The organism is Frankia nepalensis (assembly GCF_016786325.1).
Classification (GTDB): Bacteria; Actinomycetota; Actinomycetes; order Frankiales; family Frankiaceae; genus Pseudofrankia; species Pseudofrankia nepalensis.
The window spans coordinates 1-16,478 of sequence record NZ_JADWYU010000173.1; the positions used below are offsets into that span (position 1 = coordinate 1).

The following is a 16,478-nucleotide window of genomic DNA, read 5'->3' on the forward strand; positions in this document are numbered from 1 at the left end:
ACCCGGGGGGGGGGGGGGGGGCCCCCCCCCCCCCCCCCCGCCGTGGTGCTCAGCGAGCCTGGCCGACCGTCAGGCCTTCGGGGACGCGGTCTCCGCGAGGATGCTGACGCCGTCCTTGGTGACGGAGATGAAGCCGCCGCCGACCGTGTAGACGTGGTCCCCGGCGGACGTCTCGACCTTGACGTCGCCGTTCTCGACGAGAACGCCGAGAAGCGGGACGTGGCGCGGCAGGACGCCGATCTCGCCGTCCCTGGTGCGGGCGACGACCATGTTGGCCTCGCCCGACCAGATCTCCTGCTCAGGGGAGACGATCGCGACCCGCATCGTCGCCACTACAGGTTCTCCGCGTTCTTCTGCGCGTCCTCGATGCCGCCGCACATGAAGAAGGCCTGCTCCGGCAGGTGGTCGAACTCGCCCTGCGTGAGCCGCTTGAACGAGTCGATCGTCTCGGCGACCGGGACGAACTTGCCGGGGATGCCGGTGAACTGCTCGGCGACGAAGAACGGCTGGGACAGGAACCGCTGGATCCGCCGGGCCCGCCGGACGAGGATCTTGTCCTCTTCGGAGAGCTCGTCGATGCCGAGGATGGCGATGATGTCCTGCAGGTCCTTGTAGCGCTGCAGAATCCGCTGCACCTCGCGGGCGGTGTCGTAGTGCTCCTGGCCGAGGTAGCGGGCGTCCAGGATTCGCGACGACGACTCCAGCGGGCTCACCGCCGGGTAGATGCCGAGGTCGGAGATCGCCCGGTCGAGCACCGTGGTGGCGTCGAGGTGGGTGAACGTCGTCGCCGGCGCCGGGTCGGTCAGGTCGTCGGCGGGCACGTAGATGGCCTGCAGCGAGGTGATCGAGTGACCCCGGGTCGAGGTGATCCGCTCCTGCAGCACGCCCATCTCGTCGGCCAGGGTCGGCTGGTAACCCACGGCGCTGGGCATACGGCCGAGCAGCGTGGACACCTCGGAGCCGGCCTGCGTGAACCGGAAGATGTTGTCGATGAAGAGCAGCACGTCCTGCTTCTGGACGTCGCGGAAGTACTCGGCCATGGTGAGCGCGGCGAGCGCGACCCGCAGCCGGGTGCCCGGCGGCTCGTCCATCTGGCCGAAGACCAGCGCGGTGTCGTCGATGACGCCGGCCTCGGTCATCTCCAGGAAGAGGTCGTTGCCCTCGCGGGTGCGCTCGCCGACGCCGGCGAACACCGAGACGCCGCCGAACTCCTTGGCGACCCGGCGGATCATCTCCTGGATGACGACGGTCTTGCCGACGCCGGCGCCGCCGAACAGGCCGATCTTGCCACCCTTGACATACGGGGCGAGCAGGTCGATGACCTTGATGCCGGTCTCGAACATCTCGGTCTTGGACTCGAGCTGGTCGAACGGCGGGGCCGTGGCGTGGATCGGCCGGTAGGCGTCGGCGTCGACGGACTCGACGTCCAGCGGCTGGCCGAGCACGTTGAACACGTGCCCCTTGGTGGCATTGCCGACCGGGACCGAGATCGGCGCGCCGGTGCTCTGGACCGGGGTGCCGCGGACCAGGCCGTCGGTCTGCTGCATGGAGATCGCCCGGACGGTGTTGTCACCGATGTGCTGGGCGACCTCGAGGGTCAGGATGGCGGTCTCGTCGCCGAGGGTGCGCTCGACGTGCAGCGCGTGGTAGATCTCCGGGAGCTCCTCGGGAGCGAACTCCACGTCGACGACCGGGCCGATGACTCGGGCGACCCGGCCGATCCCCGGGACCCGGCCGTCCGCCGGGGCGGTCGAGCTGGTGGTGACGGTCATGGCGTCCTCGATCTTCACTAGAGCGCCGAAGGGGGCGCGTACTGCGACTTCTCCGCGCCCCCGGAGGCCCTCGTGCTGCCGTGCGGGTCCCAAAGGGCTGGCTTGGCGCCCTCGGCCACCCACGGCTTCAGGCTGGTCATCTGTACTTCTATGGTGCTACGGCTGTGGCCACGTCCTCGGCGGGTCATGGCTGGTACCGGGCCTTGCGGTTGGTTGGCCCGACAATTCCCGGCCAACCAACCGCATGCTGTCCTGTTGGCGGTGGTTCGACATCGCTGTGGTGGTTGTCCACCACCTACGATGCCTTACCGTCCGCCGTCGGCGGCACCCAACCACTCACCTGCTGGGAGCTGGCGCCTCGCTAGCCGGCGTCCGCCAACGCGTTCGCGCCACCGACGATCTCCGAGATCTCCTGGGTGATCGCCTCCTGGCGGGCACGGTTCGCCAGCCGGGTGTAGGTGCGGATGAGCTCCTCGGCGTTGTCGGTCGCCGACTTCATCGCCCGCTGCCGGGAGGCCGACTCGGAGGCCGCGGCCTCCAGCAGCGCGACGTAGAGCCGGCTCTCGACGTAGCGGGGCAGCAGCGCGTCGAGCACCCCTTCCGCCGACGGCTCGAACTCGTAGACCGGCAGCGGCCCGCCGGCCGGCGGCTCGTCCGTCTCCGTCAGCACCATCGGCAGCAGCCGGTGCGCGACCGGCGTCTGGGTCAGGGCGCTGACGTACTCGGTGTAGACGATGTGGATCTCGCCCACGCCACCGTCGGCCTCGTCGAGGGTGAACGCCGTCAGCAGCTCGTCCGCGATCGCCTTCGCGTCGGCGTAGGTGGGCTGCTCGGTGAACCCGGTGAACTCGGCGGCGAGCTCACGGCCGCGGAAGCGGTAGTACGTGACGGCCTTGCGGCCGACGGCGTACAGCTTGACCGACTTCCCCTCGTCCGCCAGCAGCTCCATGAGCTCACCGGTCTGCTTGATCGCGTTGGAGCTGTAGCCGCCCGCCAGCCCCCGGTCGGAGGTCACGACCACCACCGCGGCCCGGGTCACCCCGGTCCGCTCGGTGGTCAGCGGGTGGTGGATGGTCGACTGCGAAGCGACCGCGCTGATCACGCGGGTGATCTCGGCCGCGTACGGCCGGGACGCGGCGACCCGCGCCCTGGCCTTGGCGATCCGCGACGCCGCGATCAGCTCCATCGCGCGTGTGATCTTCTTTGTCGACTGGACCGTGCGGACGCGCCGCCGGTACTCCCGAAGCTGGCCGGCCATCCGGTCAGGCCTTCTCGGTCTCGACCGGCTTCGGGCGGTGCACCGCGATCGACTCCTGCTCGATCTCGCCCGGCTCCAGCGCCTCCGGCGCCGCCTCGTTGACCAGCGGCTTGCCGGAGCTCAGCGTGAACTGCGCCTTGAACGCGCTGATCGCCGTCTCCAGGTCGGCGACCGTCGGGTCGTCGAGCTTGCCGGTCGCCGAGATGACCTCGTAGATGCCGGGGTAGGACCGGCCGAGGAAGTCGAGGAACTCGGTCTCGAAACGGCGGATGTCCTCGACCGGGACCTCGTCGAGCCGGCCGGTGGTGCCGGCCCAGACCGACACGACCTGGCGCTCGACGGGGAACGGCTGGTTCTGCGGCTGCTTGAGCAGCTCGACGAGCCGGGAGCCGCGGGCGAGCTGGTCGCGCGAGGCCTTGTCCAGGTCCGAGCCGAAGGCCGCGAACGACTCCAGCTCGCGGTACTGGGCCAGGTCGAGGCGCAGGCGGCCGGCGACCGACTTCATCGCCTTGACCTGCGCGCTGCCGCCGACCCGGGAGACCGAGGTACCGACGTTGATGGCCGGCCGCACACCCTGGTTGAACAGGTCCGACTCCAGGAAGATCTGGCCGTCGGTGATGGAGATGACGTTCGTCGGGATGTACGCCGAGATGTCGTTGCCCTTGGTCTCGATGATCGGCAGACCGGTCATCGAGCCGCCGCCCAGCTCCTCGGACAGCTTCGCGCAGCGCTCGAGCAGCCGCGAGTGCAGGTAGAAGACGTCGCCCGGGTAGGCCTCACGGCCCGGCGGGCGGCGCAGCAGCAGCGAGATGGCCCGGTAGGCCTCGGCCTGCTTGGAGAGGTCGTCGAAGACGATCAGCGCGTGCTGGCCGTTGTACATCCAGTGCTGGCCGATGGCCGAGCCGGTGTACGGGGCGATGTACTTGAAGCCGGCCGGCTCGTCCGCGGGGGCCGCGACGATCGTGGTGTACGCCAGCGCGCCGGCCTCTTCCAGCGTGTTGACGACCTCACGGATGGTCGACTTCTTCTGGCCGATGGCGACGTAGACGCACTTGACCTGCTTCTTCGGGTCGCCGCTCGCCCAGTTGTCACGCTGGTTGATGATCGCGTCGATGGCGACCGTGGTCTTGCCGGTCTGCCGGTCGCCGATGATCAGCTGCCGCTGTCCCCGGCCGATGGCGGTCATCGCGTCGATGGCCTTGATGCCGGTCTGCAGGGGCTCCTTGACCGGCTGGCGCTGCACGACGGTCGGCGCCTGCACCTCAAGCTGGCGCTCGCCCTCGCTCTCGATCGGGCCGAGGCCGTCGATCGGCCGGCCCAGCGGGTCGACGACCCGGCCGAGGTAGCCGTCACCGACCGGGACCGACAGGATGCGCCCGGTCCGGCGGACCTCCTGGCCCTCCTCGATGTGCGAGGCCTCGCCGAGGATGACGCAGCCGATCTCGCCGACCTCGAGGTTCAGCGCAAGACCGAGCACGCCGCCGGCGAACTCCAGCAGCTCGTTGGTCATGGCGTGCGGGAGGCCCTCCACCCGCGCGATCCCGTCACCGGTCAGGATGACGCGGCCGACCTCCTCCCGGTCGGTGGAGGTGGCCTTGAAGGATTCGACGTAGTCCCGGAGGGCGTCGCGAATCTCCTCCGGCCGAATGGTCAGCTCAGTCATCGCTCCGGTCCTTCATTGCTGGGCATCGGTTGGGCTGCCCGGCATGGGCATCGAGTTCGGCGCGGTACCGGCCGGCGCCCCGCGGGCGTCGGCCCGCGGGAGCGGCCGGGCCGCGTCCCTGAGTTGTCCCGCTCACCGGCACTACCGCGTCAGGGCCTGGCGAGCGGCGGCGAGCCGGCGCAGCACCGACCCGTCGACGACCTCGTCGCCAACCCGCACGACGACGCCACCGAGCACGGACGGGTCAAGATCGGTCTGTACCTGGATCTCCCGGCCGAAGTACCTCGACAGCGCGGCGCGCAGCCGGGCGACCTGGTCGGCGTCCAGCGGCACCGCGGTGCGCACGACGGCCACCACCCGGTCGCGCCTCGCGGCGGCGATCCGGCTGAACTGCTCGATCCGGCGACCGAGGTCACCGAACTCGCGGTCCGCGACCGCCTGCTTGGCCAGCCGCACCGTCACCGGGTGCGCCTTGCCGGCCAGCAGGCGCTCCAGGAGCGCCTCCTTGGCCGAGGTGGGCGCGGCCGAGTCGGTCAGCGCGAGCGACAGCTGCGGGTTGCGGTCGAGGATCCGGCCGAGGCGGAACAGCTCGTCCTCCACCTCGTCCAGCGCGCCGGCGACTTCCGCGTCCACCAGCAGCGCCTCGACCGCCAGCTCGATCAGGCCGAGCCGCAGGTCGAGCGGACGCGACCAGCGACCGGCGACCGCTGACCTGACGACGGCGAGCGACGCCTGGCCGAGCCGGGAGCCGAACAGCCGGTCGGCGAGGCCCTCGCGGGCACCCGCCGGCACGCTGGGGTCGGCGAGCGCGCGCCGCAGCGTCAGGTCCGCGCCGAGCAGGTCCGCGACCGCGCGCAGGTCAGCCGCGATCTGGCCGGGATCCGGGCTCGCCGCGGTCCGGCCACCGACCGGGACCGCGGTGACCTGGTCGAGCGTGGCCCGCGCCGCGGCGAGAGCCGCCCGGCTGGGTCCTTCCACCGTCAGCCCCCCGATCCGGCGGGCGCGGCGGCGGCCGTCTCACCGGAGGTGTCGAGCTCAGCGATGAAGTCGTCGATCAGCCGGCGGTGCTCGGTCGTCTGAGTCAGCTCGTGGCCGACGATCTTGGTTGCCAGCTCGAGGGCCACCCCACCGAGCTCGGCGCGCAGCGCGGAGACGATCTGGGAACGCTCCGCGACGAGCTGTGCCTCGCCCCGGGCCCGGATCTCGGCGACCTCTCGGTCGGCCTGTTCGCGCAGCTCCGCGATGATCTGGCGGCCCTGCACGGTCGCCTCGTCCCGGATCCGGCCCGCCTCGGCGCGCGCCTCGGCGAGCTGGGCCCGATACTGCTCGATCAGCGCCTGTGCCTCGCGCTGCGCGGCCTCGGCCCGCAGCAGGCCACCCTCGATGCGTTCGGTGCGCTCGGCGTAGAACTTCTGGACCTGCGGCCTGATCTTCCAGAAGAAGAACGCGACCAACAGGCCGAAGGCGACAGTGCCGATGATGAGCTCACCGATCGGCGGAATGAGGACGTTCTCGTCCCCGTGTCCGCCGCTCTCGGTGGTGTGCTCAGCGGCCAGCAGAAATGTCGACGTGACGCTCACGGTCGCCGCCGGCTTACGGGAAGACGAACGGAACGACGAAGCCGATGAGCGCGAGCGCCTCGACCAGGGCGAAGCCGATGAGCATGTAGCGGAAGGCGACCTGCTCGGCCTCCGGCTGGCGGGCGATCGCCTGGACGCCGAGGCCGAAGATGAGGCCGATACCGATGCCCGGGCCGATGGCCGCCAGACCGTAGGCGACGGCGCCGAGGCTGCCGCTGACGGTCTCCTCGGCGGCGAGAATGAGTGACATCTGGGTGTTCCTTATCCTGTCGGGCACCGGGACTCACCGGTGCGGGTCGGGGTGTCCGAAAACTCAGGAGCGCGCCGCGGCCAGCGCGGGGGCCGCCGGCTCGCCGGTCGCGTGCGCCAGCGCGGGCTCGTGACCCTCGGCCTCGTGGTGGTCGTCGCCACCGTGGCCCGCGAGGGCGCCGCCGATGTAGGCGGCGGTGAGCACCGTGATGATGTACGCCTGCAGCACGTCGATGATCAGCTCGAAGCCGGTCAGCACGACGGCCATGATCAGCGCGACGACGCCCGCGGCCGCGAGCTTCGCGTCGTGGAGCATGTACTCGCCGCCCAGCGAGAACACGAGCAGCAGCATGTGGCCGGCGAACATGTTCGCGAAGAGCCGGACCGCGAGCGTGAAGGGCCGCACGATGAGCGTCGAGAGGATCTCGATCGGGGCCAGCAGGAGCCGGATGCCCAGGGGCGCGGTGGGCGCCGGGTCGACCATCTCCTTGAAGTACGGGCCCGCGCCGTGCGCCTTGATGCCGGCGTAGTTGAACAGCACCCAGGTGATGACGGCCAGCATCATCGGGATCGCGATGCGGGACGTGGCCGGGAACTGCGCCGCGGGGATGACCGCCAGGAGGTTGCAGATCAGCACGAAGCTGAACAGCACCATCAGGTAGGGGGTGTAGCGCGGCCCGTCCTTCCCGATGATGTCCCGGGAGATCTGGGTGTCGATGAAGTCGTAAATCGACTCGACGAAGTTCTGCAGGCCGCGAGGAACGATCGACGCCCGACGGTAGGCAAGCCAGAACAGGACCCCGACGAACAGCGCCGAGAACAGCACCAGCGCGGTGGCCTTGTTCAGGTAGAAGTCGAACGGGCCCAAGTCCACGGTGAACCAGTGCGGAGTCTGGAAGACCTCTTTGGTGGGACCCTCGAAGCCCTCGTCACCAGCGGCGAGGACGGGCACTAAACACACCTCCATGATCTGATGTCAACGCACTGTCACCAGGGCGGCACATGCAACACCCACGGTGGAGCGGCCCACCCCACCGGGGCACCCGGTCTGACCACCCCAGATGCACCCATCGTGAGCACGGCTCGGGCACACCATGTCACACGGACGGCAGGACGCGCGACCACTCTGTGATCGCGTACCCATCGACCGATGTCACCCGGGCCTTCGGGCGCGTCCCGACAGCACGCTCGCGCACCCGTCGGCCACCCGGCGCAACCCAGCGGCGGACTCGACTCCACCGGGTCGACGATGCCGACGCCCGGTACCGCGAATACTATCCACACCTTCGCCATCGCGGCACGCGCTGCGATCCGCCCCGCGTCGGGTTCATCTACCCGTTGCCGACGCGTTTCGGTCTGTTGTGCCCCGCTTGGCGTCTCACGGGCCACCCGTCGGTCGGCGCATCAACGGGTCCCAGCGGTCCGCGGGGCGCACCGACGGCGACTCCGGACGACCGCCGTCGAGTGCCACCTTCGCGGACACCGGTCACGAGACGTGACGACCGCCGCCCGCCCGAGCCGATGACGGAGAGCTACCGGCGGGTGGCCTGGTAGATCACCAGATAGAGCGCGAGGCCCATGCCGAGGACGAGGCCGATCGGCAGGAAGACGTTGTGCAGGCCGGTCAGCCGGTCGACCCCCCAACCGGCGAGGCCCCAGAACGCGAGGCCCGCGCCCAGCGTCCCGACCGCGTTCCAGGCCTCGGCGGGATCCCGGCGCCGTCCCGGCCGCCCAGCCGGCCGCTTCCCGGCCGCCTTCGCGACGGCGGGCCGCCGCCCGCGACGGGCGGGCCGGCCAGGGCCAGGGCCAGGGCCGCCCTGGGCGTCGGCCGCCTCGCCCGCGCCGCCGCCCAGGGCGGTCACCGCGCGATCCTCATCGGCCCGCGCCGGGCCCGGCCGCGCCGCGAGCCGAGGCGCCAGGATCCGCCGGGGCGGGATGGCGGCTGGCGAACGCCGCGGGGTCGAAGAACGGCACCCGAGTGTGCGTGGCGACCCACATCTCGGCGCCGATCCACCCGAACACGCCGGCGAACACCGTCCAGGCGAGGGTCAGCAGGTGGATCGCCTCGACGCCGCTCAGCGAGACGAGCAGCACCCCGAGCAATGCGATCTTGACGAGGTAGGTCCCGAGCGCGGCCGGCAGCAGCAGGTGCGGCGCGCGCCGGCCGACGAAGCCAACGGCGATCTTGCTGATCGAGAAGAAGGCCACCACGACGCCGATCCCGAGCAGCGCCGCGTAGGCGCCGGGCCAGCCCTTCACCGCCGCGCCCAGCGCCACCGCCGGGACGGCGACGGCCGCGCTGACCGCCGCCCCCAGCCGGATGACCGGCGCGGTGGCCAGGTACGGCGCGGCACCAGCGGCCCCGCCGGGCTTCGCCGCGACCGCCGCCGGGGTCCCCGGCGATTCGCCGCCGGGGATCGCCGGGGCGCGTGCGTCAGCCGGCGCCTCGTCCGCTCGTCCCGTCACCACCACTCGTCCCGTCACCACCACGCTCCTCGTCTGAGCCCACACGACCACGTGGCCGAGATTCCACGGTAACGGCCCGCCGGCCGGGCCGGCGTGGCCGACCGGTCCTACCCCGTACGAGGGCCGACCGCCGCGTTGGCGTCGCGGCGTGCCTCGCGCTGGCCGAGCAGCAGCAGCACCACGAGGCCGAGCAGGCCGAAGCCGAGGATCGCGAGCAGGATCGGCAGCGGCGCCGACGAGAACGACGCGGCCACCCCGCCGAACCCGACGAGCGCCGCCCAGAAGTACATGAACAGCACGGCCCGGACCTGCGACTTGCCGATCTCCAGCATGCGGTGGTGCAGGTGCATCTTGTCCGGCGCGAACGGCGAACGGCCGGCCTTGGTGCGCCGGATCACCGCGAGGCCGAGGTCCAGGAAGGGCACCATCAGGACGGCGAGCGGGATCGCCAGCGGGATCAGCGACGGAAGCGACCGGGACGGGCCCGCGTACCCGCCGTAGGCCACCTGGCCGGTCACCGAGATCATCGACGACGCCGACAGCAGCCCGATCAGCATCGACCCGGAGTCACCCATGAACAGCCGGGCCGGGTTGAAGTTGTGCGGCAGGAAGCCGACGCACACCCCGGCGGTGACGGCCGCGAGCAGCGCGGCGGGCGACGCCCGGTAGAAGCCGTTGAGCACCGCCAGCGAGTAGGCGAAGTAGAACGTCGCTCCGGCGGCGATGGCCGCCACCCCAGCCGCGAGCCCGTCCAGGCCGTCGATGAAGTTCATCGCGTTGACCATGACCACCACGGCCAGGATCGAGATCGGGACGGCGGTCTCCGGCCCCAGGGAGAGCGTCGTCTCGCTGTCCCAGTTGATCGCGAACGAGAACTGGACGCCCATCTGGACCATCACCGCCGCGGCCACCATCTGGCCGGCGAGCTTGGTGAGCGAGTCCAGCTCCCACTTGTCGTCCGCGACGCCGAGCAGGCAGATCAGCGTCGCCGCGACGAGCACGGCCCGCGGCTCGGACCAGTCGCGCGAGACCTGGGACAGGAACGGCAGCCGGTCGGCGACCGCCAGCCCGGCGTAGAGACCGGCCAGCATCGCCAGCCCGCCGAGCCGCGCCGTCGGCTTGGCGTGCACGTCGCGGGCCCGCACCCCCGCGACCGCCCCGATCCTCAGCGCCAGTGCCCGGGCGACCGGCGTCGCGAGGAAGGTGACGGCCGCCGCGACGACGAAGACGAGCAGGTACTCACGCACGGCGCCGCCCCCGTCGACCAAGATCCACGGGAAGCACCCTAGGAGACCCCGGTTGGTGCCTCGACGAGCGGGAGGACCGCGCGCAGCGCCGCCAGGTCGATCGCGCCGAGCCGGACCACCCGGGGGACGTCGCCGGTGCAGTCGACGATCGTGGACGCGACGCCCGTCGTCGCGGGACCGGCGTCGAGATACACCTCGACCTGGTCACCGAGCTGTTCGACGGCCTCGTCCGCGGTGTTCGCGGCGGGCCGGCCGCTGATGTTCGCGCTGGAGACGGCCATCGGCCCGGTCCGGCCGAGCAGGTCGATCGCGACGGGGTGCAGCGGCATCCGGACGGCCACCGTGCCATGGCTGTCCCCCAGGTCCCAGCGCAGGGACGGCGCCTGGCGCACGATCACGGTCAGGCCGCCGGGCCAGAACGCCCTGGTGAGCTCCCGCACCGGCATGGTGATGTGGGGGACCAGGCCCTCCAGGGTGCGCCAGGCCCCGATCAGCACCGGCACCGGCATGTCCCGGCCCCGGCCCTTGGCCGCGAGCAGGGCGCGCACCGCCGTGGCGTCGAACGCGTCGGCGCCGATCCCGTACACCGTGTCGGTGGGCAGGACGACCAGGTCGCCCCGGCCGACGGCACCCGCCGCCGCCTCGATACCGGCGCGCCGGGCCACCTCGTCCGTGCAGTCGAACCGCCGCATGTCTCCTCGCCGAGCTTCGAACCAACCCGCTTCGAACCAACCGTGGCGTGCGAGCCCAACCTACTGCTTCCCCCGGATGGCCCCTTCGGCGCGATCCGCGGACACCTCGAGACGTGCCGTGACGAACCGGTCCCGGCCGGCCAGGTCGCGGCGCGTGGCGACCTCGCTCCAGCCACGGGTGCCCACGAGCAGCGCGCGCGCCGCCGGGCCCTGGCCGTCGGCGTGCTCCATCGCGAACAGCCCGCCCGGGCGCAGCAGCGCGGCGGCGACAGCGGCGACGGCGCGCGGCGCGGCCAGGCCGTCGCCCCCGCCGCCCCACAGCGCCCACGGCGGGTCGTGGTCGCCCACCTCCGGGGCGACCGTCACCCGGTCGGAGTCCGGCAGGTAGGGCGGGTTCGACACCACCGCGTCGACCCGGCCGACCAGCCCGGCGAGCGCGTCGAGCACCGAGACCTCGGCCCACCCGTCCGGAACGGGGCCGGCCCCGCCGAGCACGTCGGCGGCGTGCACCCCTACGGCGAGCCCTGCCGCGGCCACGTTGCGGCGCAGGTAGCCCAGCGCGGCGGGGTCGGCCTCCACGGCGTGGACCTCGGCGCCGGGCACCTCGTCGGCGAGCGCCAGCGCGATCGCCCCCGACCCGGCGCACAGATCCACGCAGACGAGCCCCGGCCCGCCAGGGCGGGCACCGGCGCGCAGCTCGTCGATCGCCCAGCCGGCGACGGTCTCGGTCTCCGGCCGCGGCACGAACACCCCTGGGCCGACCGCCAGCGTCCGGTGCCGGAAATACGCCTCGCCGGTCAGGTGCTGCAGCGGCACGCGCCGGCACCGGCGCGCGACGAGGGCGCGCAGCCGTTCGGCCGCTTCGCCGGGAATCTCCCGAATCAGCGGGAGCCGGCCCCGTGACACCCCGAGCACGTGCGCCGCGAGCAGATCGGCGTCGGCGCGCGGGCTCTCGACGCCGGCCTCGGCCAGCACCCGCGTGGCCGCCGTCAGCTGGGCCGCCAGCCCGACGGCCGGCGCCACGGCCGCCGGGTGACCGCCGGGAGGCGCGGCCGGCGTGGGCCGGCTCACTCGTCCTCGGGGCTGTCAGCCAGTCGGGCCGCCAGGTCCGCGGCGGCGAGCGCGTCGAGCACGTCGTCGAGGTCGCCGTCGAGCACCTGCTCCAGGTTGTGGGCCTTGTAGCCCACCCGGTGGTCGGCGATCCGGTTCTCCGGGAAGTTGTAGGTGCGGACCTTGTCCGACCGGTCAAGGGTCCTGACCTGGCTCGCGCGGGCCGCCGACGCCTCCGACTCGGCCTTCTCCCGGGCGACCGCGAGCAGCCGGGCGCGCAGGATCCGCAGCGCGGACTCCTTGTTCTGCAGCTGGCTCTTCTCGTTCTGGCAGGAGACGACGACCCCGGTCGGCAGGTGGGTGACGCGGACGGCCGAGTCGGTGGTGTTGACGCTCTGGCCGCCCGGCCCGGAGGAGCGGAACACGTCGATCCGCAGGTCGTTCGGGTCGATCTCGACGTCGACCTCCTCGGCCTCCGGCATCACCAGCACGCCCGCGGCCGAGGTGTGGATCCGGCCGGCGGACTCGGTCACCGGCACCCGCTGCACGCGGTGCACGCCGCCCTCGAAGCGCAGCCGGCCGTACACGCCGGGCTCGCCGGGGGGAACCTGCCCGCGGTACTTGACGGCCACGCTGACGTCGCGGTAGCCGCCCAGGTCGCTGGGGTTCGCGTCGAGGACCTCGGTCTTCCAGCCGCGCCGTTCGGCGTAGCGCAGGTACATCCGCAGCAGGTCGCCGGCGAACAGCGCCGACTCCTCGCCGCCGGCGCCGGCCTTCACCTCGAGGATCGCGTCCCGGCTGTCGTCGGGGTCCGTCGGCACGAGCAGGGCCCGCAGCCGCTGGCGGCGTTCGGTGACCGCCGCCTCCAGCTCGGTCACCTCCGCGCGGAAGGACGGGTCCTCCGCGGCCAGTTCCCTGGCCGTCTCCAGGTCGCCTTCCGTCTTCTCGATCTCCTTGGCGAGCTCGACGATGGGAGCGAGCTCCGCGTAGCGGCGGCCGAGGGCGCGCGCCCGCGCCGGGTCGTTGTGCACCGCGGGGTCGGCAAGCCGCTTCTCGATGTCGGCGTGCTCGTCGAGCAGCCTCTCCAACGCGGACGCCATCAGTAATACCTCTTCGCGCAAGTAGGGCGTACAAAGCAAACGGCGCTCGCCCGGCCGGAACCGGACGAACGCCGCGCAACCACACCAGTTCCAGCCGCAATCACGCTGGAACCAGGGAGGATGCCCGGGTCCGACCGGAACCGGACGAGCCCACGCAACCACCCGGGTTCTAGACCCAACCACGCTGGAACCGAGGGAGGGCGCCCTGCGCCCGACCGGCGAAGGCGTTCCGCGCCCTCGCCTTACTTGGTGCTGGAGGCCTTCTGGCCGGGCTGGCGCTTGCCGAACCGGCGCTCGAACTTCTCCACTCGACCACCGACGTCCAGAATCTTCTGCTTGCCGGTGTAGAACGGGTGGCACTGCGAGCAAACCTCGGCGTGGATCGTGCCATTCGCCTTCGTGCTGCGCGTGGTGAACGTGTTCCCGCACGTGCAGACCACGGTGGTGTCGTGGTACGTGGGGTGAATCTCAGCCTTCATGGTCCCTCTTCTCACCTGGCCGCCGGGTCGCCACCGCGACGCGATGACGTGAACCGGAGCCTCAACCAAGGCCCAGTCTGCCAGACCTGGCAGACGCCGCCGACGGTAGGAACGTCGCCAACGCCGCCGTTAGTCCGGTCGGTCGCGCGAGGCGCGACACAGGGGTCCGGGGTCGCCCGGAGCAGACACACGGCTTCCGGCGAAGCCGCGCAAAACGGCGAGCAGGACTGGCCCGCTCGACGCCGGGCCGCCACCGCGAGGCGGTGACGGAACCGGAGCCGTCCAACCGCGCCAAGTCTGCCAGACCAGGTGGACGGGGCACGCGGCGCGCGCCCGGTGACGCGCGCCGCCGGCGTGACACCGCCGAGCGCCCTCCTGGTCCGGCGGCCCCGCTAGTCCTGCGACGGAGCCGTCTTGGCGATCTGCATCAGGAACTCGTAGTTGGTCCTGGTCTGCTTGAGCTGGCCGAGCAGGAGCTCGATGGCCTGCTGCGGCTCGCGGGTGTGCAGGACACGGCGCAGCTTGTGCATGATCGCCAGCTCGTCGGGCGCGAGCAGGATCTCCTCCTTGCGGGTGCTGGACGCGTCGACGTCCACCGCGGGGAAGGTCCGCTTGTCCGCGATCTTGCGGTCGAGCTTGAGCTCGGCGTTGCCGGTGCCCTTGAACTCCTCGAAGATGACCGTGTCCATGGTGGACCCGGTCTCGACGAGAGCCGTGGCGATGATGGTCAGCGAGCCGCCGTTCTCGATGTTGCGCGCGGCGCCGAGGAACCGCTTCGGCGGGTACAGGGCCGTCGAGTCGACACCACCGGACAGGATGCGCCCGCTCGCCGGCGCCGCCAGGTTGTAGGCCCGGCCGAGCCGGGTGATCGAGTCCAGCAGCACGACGACGTCCTGCCCCAGCTCGACGAGCCGCTTGGCCCGCTCGATGGACAGCTCGGCCACGTTGGTGTGGTCGGACGGCGGCCGGTCGAACGTCGAGGCGATGACCTCGCCCTTCACCGACCGCTGCATGTCGGTGACCTCCTCCGGCCGCTCGTCGACGAGCACGACCATGAGGTGGCATTCCGGGTTGTTCGTCGTGATCGCGTTCGCGATCGACTGCAGCACCATCGTCTTGCCAGCCTTCGGCGGGCTGACGATCAGCGCCCGCTGGCCCTTGCCGATCGGCATCACCAGGTCGATGACCCGCGTGGTGAGCAGGTGCGGCTCGGTCTCCATCCGCAGTCGGTCCTGCGGGTAGAGCGGGGTCAGCTTGGTGAACTCGGGGCGGCCGCGCGCCTCCTCCGGGTCCATCCCGTTGATGGTGTCCAGCCGCACGAGCGCGTTGTACTTGTCCCGGCGCGGCTCGCCCTCCTGCGGGGCGCGCACGACGCCGGTGATGGCGTCGCCGCGGCGCAGGCCGTGCCGGCGGACCTGGGCGAGGCTGACGTACACGTCGGCCGGGCCGGTCAGGTAGCCGCTGGTCCGGACGAAGGCGTAGTTGTCCAGCACGTCCAGGATGCCGGCCACCGGGATCAGGACGTCGTCGTCACGCAGCAGCGGCTCGTTGTCGGCGGTGCCGCCCTGACCGCGGCCGCGGTTACGGCCACGCTCACGGAACCGGCCACGGCGCCGGCCGCCGTCGTCGTCGTCGTCCTGGGTGGTCCGGCCGCCCTGGCGGTCGCTCGTCCGGTCCGAGCGGTCGGGACGGTCGGCGCGGTCCGAACGATCCGAACGGTCGGCGCGATCCGAACGATCCGAACGGTCCGTGCGGTCCGAACGGTCCGTGCGGTCCGAACGGTCGGCGCGATCCGAACGGTCGGCGCGGTCCGTGCGATCCGAACGGTCCGTGCGGTCGGCGCGATCCGAACGGTCGGGCCGGTCCGAGCGGTCCGTCTGCCGGTCACCCTGACGACCGCCCTGACGGTCGGTCTGCCGACCGTTCGCGCGGTCCGAACGCTCGTGCCGGTCGCCTGACGACCGCTCGCCGCCGCGCTCAGGACGGTCACCGCGCTCAGGACGGTCACCGCGCTCCGGGCGCTCGCCACGGTCCACGCGCTCACGGCGGTCCTCGCGGGCGCGGGGGGCCGCGACCTCCTCGCGGGCCACGACCGGCGTCGGCTCCTGGGCGGGCGCCTCGGCCACGGGGGCGGGCGTCTCGGTCTCCCGGACGGGCGCCTCCACGGGCAGCTCGGCCTGCTTCGACGGGCTCGTGACGCCGCGGCTCACCCGGCGCGCGCGGGCGCGGGGGGCGGGCTCGGCAGCCGTCGTGGCGGGCTCCCCGGCCGGCGACGGCGTGCTGGCTGGCGCGGCGGCCTGCTGGCCGCTCGTCGCGCCGTTGGACATGGGCAGGCCGCTGGCCAGGCCGTTCTGCACGTTCTGGATGGCGGCGATCAGCTGGCCCTTGCGCAGCCGGCCCGTGCCCTGGATCCCCAAAGAACTGGCCATCGCCTGCAGCTCAGGCAGGAGCATCGCCTGCAGACCGGTACCGCTGCGGCGGCGGCGAGGAGCGGCCGCGCCAGGAGTCCGCGCCGCGTCCGCATCCGCATCCGCGTCCGCGGAGGGCCCACGGCCAGCCCCGGGTACACCGCCGTCCACCGGCGCGGAGGCCGGGACCTGCGCGGCCGGCGCGAGAACCGGCTGGCTGACAGGAGGCGGTGCGGGGGGCGCCGCGGACTCACGTGCGCTCTCAGGCAGCACGTCGGTGGTGTCGCTCAAGGTTTTCCTTCCCTGAAGGAACCGGCTCCACTCGAGCCGGGTGACGCGTATGGACCTCCCGCCACCTGTTCCACCGCCTACATGGATGACAGATGAAGGAGATATCGCCGCTGGCCGGGCCGCGTGACGCGCCCGTCGGCGATGCAAAGGGCCACGACCTGCCGGATCAGCTTCCGGACCTCCCCGATCGGCGAAGCCGATCAGGCAGGGACCCCGGACCCAG

General features: G+C 72.1%; 17 protein-coding genes. All 17 read right to left on the reverse strand.

Going from position 1 to position 16,478, the window contains the following annotated elements; translation table 11 throughout:
* Positions 1-69 precede the first annotated feature (69 nt).
* The 17 genes from I6A81_RS26405 to rho all read right to left on the reverse strand — a co-directional run bounded on the left by I6A81_RS26405 (position 70) and on the right by rho (position 16,255).
* A complete protein-coding gene (locus I6A81_RS26405) occupies positions 70-324 on the reverse strand; it encodes a F0F1 ATP synthase subunit epsilon (RefSeq protein ID WP_203002525.1) in 255 nt (84 codons plus the stop codon).
* An 8-nt stretch (positions 325-332) separates the two neighbouring features.
* Positions 333-1,772: a F0F1 ATP synthase subunit beta gene (atpD, locus tag I6A81_RS26410; RefSeq protein WP_203002498.1), complete on the reverse strand. Its 1,440-nt coding sequence runs from the start codon at positions 1,770-1,772 to the stop codon at positions 333-335.
* 17 nt (positions 1,773-1,789) lie between these two features.
* Entirely contained in the window at positions 1,790-1,912 is a 123-nt protein-coding gene (locus I6A81_RS45095; RefSeq protein WP_285222842.1) for a hypothetical protein, read from the reverse strand.
* Between the two features lie 221 nt (positions 1,913-2,133).
* On the reverse strand, positions 2,134-3,030 hold the full coding sequence (locus I6A81_RS26415) for a F0F1 ATP synthase subunit gamma (RefSeq protein WP_203002499.1): 897 nt from the start codon (positions 3,028-3,030) through the stop codon (positions 2,134-2,136).
* A gap of 4 nt (positions 3,031-3,034) precedes the next feature.
* Positions 3,035-4,693 (reverse strand): F0F1 ATP synthase subunit alpha, encoded by a 1,659-nt coding sequence (gene atpA, locus I6A81_RS26420; RefSeq protein ID WP_203002500.1) that lies wholly within the window; start codon positions 4,691-4,693, stop codon positions 3,035-3,037.
* A gap of 141 nt (positions 4,694-4,834) precedes the next feature.
* Positions 4,835-5,671 carry a F0F1 ATP synthase subunit delta gene (locus I6A81_RS26425; RefSeq protein WP_203002501.1) on the reverse strand — a complete coding sequence of 279 codons (837 nt, stop codon included), beginning with the start codon at positions 5,669-5,671 and terminating at the stop codon, positions 4,835-4,837.
* Positions 5,672-5,673: 2 nt separating this feature from the next.
* Entirely contained in the window at positions 5,674-6,273 is a 600-nt protein-coding gene (locus I6A81_RS26430) for a F0F1 ATP synthase subunit B (protein WP_203002502.1), read from the reverse strand.
* Positions 6,274-6,286: 13 nt separating this feature from the next.
* On the reverse strand, positions 6,287-6,523 hold the full coding sequence (locus I6A81_RS26435; RefSeq protein WP_203002503.1) for an ATP synthase subunit c family protein: 237 nt from the start codon (positions 6,521-6,523) through the stop codon (positions 6,287-6,289).
* A gap of 63 nt (positions 6,524-6,586) precedes the next feature.
* The gene (atpB, locus tag I6A81_RS26440) at positions 6,587-7,489 is read right to left on the reverse strand and encodes a F0F1 ATP synthase subunit A (protein ID WP_203002504.1); all 903 of its coding nucleotides are present in this window, start codon (positions 7,487-7,489) and stop codon (positions 6,587-6,589) included.
* Positions 7,490-8,054: 565 nt separating this feature from the next.
* Positions 8,055-8,384, reverse strand: a complete 330-nt coding sequence (locus I6A81_RS43940) for a hypothetical protein (protein ID WP_307874922.1) — start codon at positions 8,382-8,384, stop codon at positions 8,055-8,057.
* A 10-nt stretch (positions 8,385-8,394) separates the two neighbouring features.
* The gene (locus tag I6A81_RS26450; protein ID WP_307874923.1) at positions 8,395-9,006 is read right to left on the reverse strand and encodes a hypothetical protein; all 612 of its coding nucleotides are present in this window, start codon (positions 9,004-9,006) and stop codon (positions 8,395-8,397) included.
* 89 nt (positions 9,007-9,095) lie between these two features.
* On the reverse strand, positions 9,096-10,235 hold the full coding sequence (locus tag I6A81_RS26455) for an MraY family glycosyltransferase (protein WP_203002528.1): 1,140 nt from the start codon (positions 10,233-10,235) through the stop codon (positions 9,096-9,098).
* 38 nt (positions 10,236-10,273) lie between these two features.
* Positions 10,274-10,927, reverse strand: a complete 654-nt coding sequence (locus I6A81_RS26460) for an L-threonylcarbamoyladenylate synthase (RefSeq protein ID WP_203002505.1) — start codon at positions 10,925-10,927, stop codon at positions 10,274-10,276.
* 60 nt (positions 10,928-10,987) lie between these two features.
* Positions 10,988-11,998, reverse strand: coding sequence for a peptide chain release factor N(5)-glutamine methyltransferase (prmC, locus tag I6A81_RS26465; protein WP_203002506.1), 1,011 nt, complete (start codon positions 11,996-11,998; stop codon positions 10,988-10,990).
* On the reverse strand, positions 11,995-13,077 hold the full coding sequence (prfA, locus tag I6A81_RS26470) for a peptide chain release factor 1 (RefSeq protein ID WP_203002507.1): 1,083 nt from the start codon (positions 13,075-13,077) through the stop codon (positions 11,995-11,997). The genes prmC and prfA overlap by 4 nt, the downstream gene beginning before the upstream one ends.
* A 242-nt stretch (positions 13,078-13,319) precedes the next feature.
* Positions 13,320-13,556, reverse strand: a complete 237-nt coding sequence (gene rpmE, locus I6A81_RS26475) for a 50S ribosomal protein L31 (protein ID WP_203002508.1) — start codon at positions 13,554-13,556, stop codon at positions 13,320-13,322.
* Positions 13,557-13,948: 392 nt separating this feature from the next.
* A complete protein-coding gene (gene rho / locus I6A81_RS26480) occupies positions 13,949-16,255 on the reverse strand; it encodes a transcription termination factor Rho (RefSeq protein WP_203002509.1) in 2,307 nt (768 codons plus the stop codon).
* Between the last annotated feature and the right edge of the window lie 223 nt (positions 16,256-16,478).

Coding starts and splice junctions, on each gene's coding strand:
- I6A81_RS26405 (WP_203002525.1), bottom strand. CDS start 324: ATGCGGGTCGCGATCGTCTCCCCTGAGCAGGAGATCTGGTCGGGCGAG.
- atpD (WP_203002498.1), bottom strand. CDS start 1,772: ATGACCGTCACCACCAGCTCGACCGCCCCGGCGGACGGCCGGGTCCCG.
- I6A81_RS45095 (WP_285222842.1), bottom strand. CDS start 1,912: ATGACCAGCCTGAAGCCGTGGGTGGCCGAGGGCGCCAAGCCAGCCCTT.
- I6A81_RS26415 (WP_203002499.1), bottom strand. CDS start 3,030: ATGGCCGGCCAGCTTCGGGAGTACCGGCGGCGCGTCCGCACGGTCCAG.
- atpA (WP_203002500.1), bottom strand. CDS start 4,693: ATGACTGAGCTGACCATTCGGCCGGAGGAGATTCGCGACGCCCTCCGG.
- I6A81_RS26435 (WP_203002503.1), bottom strand. CDS start 6,523: ATGTCACTCATTCTCGCCGCCGAGGAGACCGTCAGCGGCAGCCTCGGC.
- atpB (WP_203002504.1), bottom strand. CDS start 7,489: ATGGAGGTGTGTTTAGTGCCCGTCCTCGCCGCTGGTGACGAGGGCTTC.
- I6A81_RS26460 (WP_203002505.1), bottom strand. CDS start 10,927: ATGCGGCGGTTCGACTGCACGGACGAGGTGGCCCGGCGCGCCGGTATC.
- prfA (WP_203002507.1), bottom strand. CDS start 13,077: ATGGCGTCCGCGTTGGAGAGGCTGCTCGACGAGCACGCCGACATCGAG.
- rpmE (WP_203002508.1), bottom strand. CDS start 13,556: ATGAAGGCTGAGATTCACCCCACGTACCACGACACCACCGTGGTCTGC.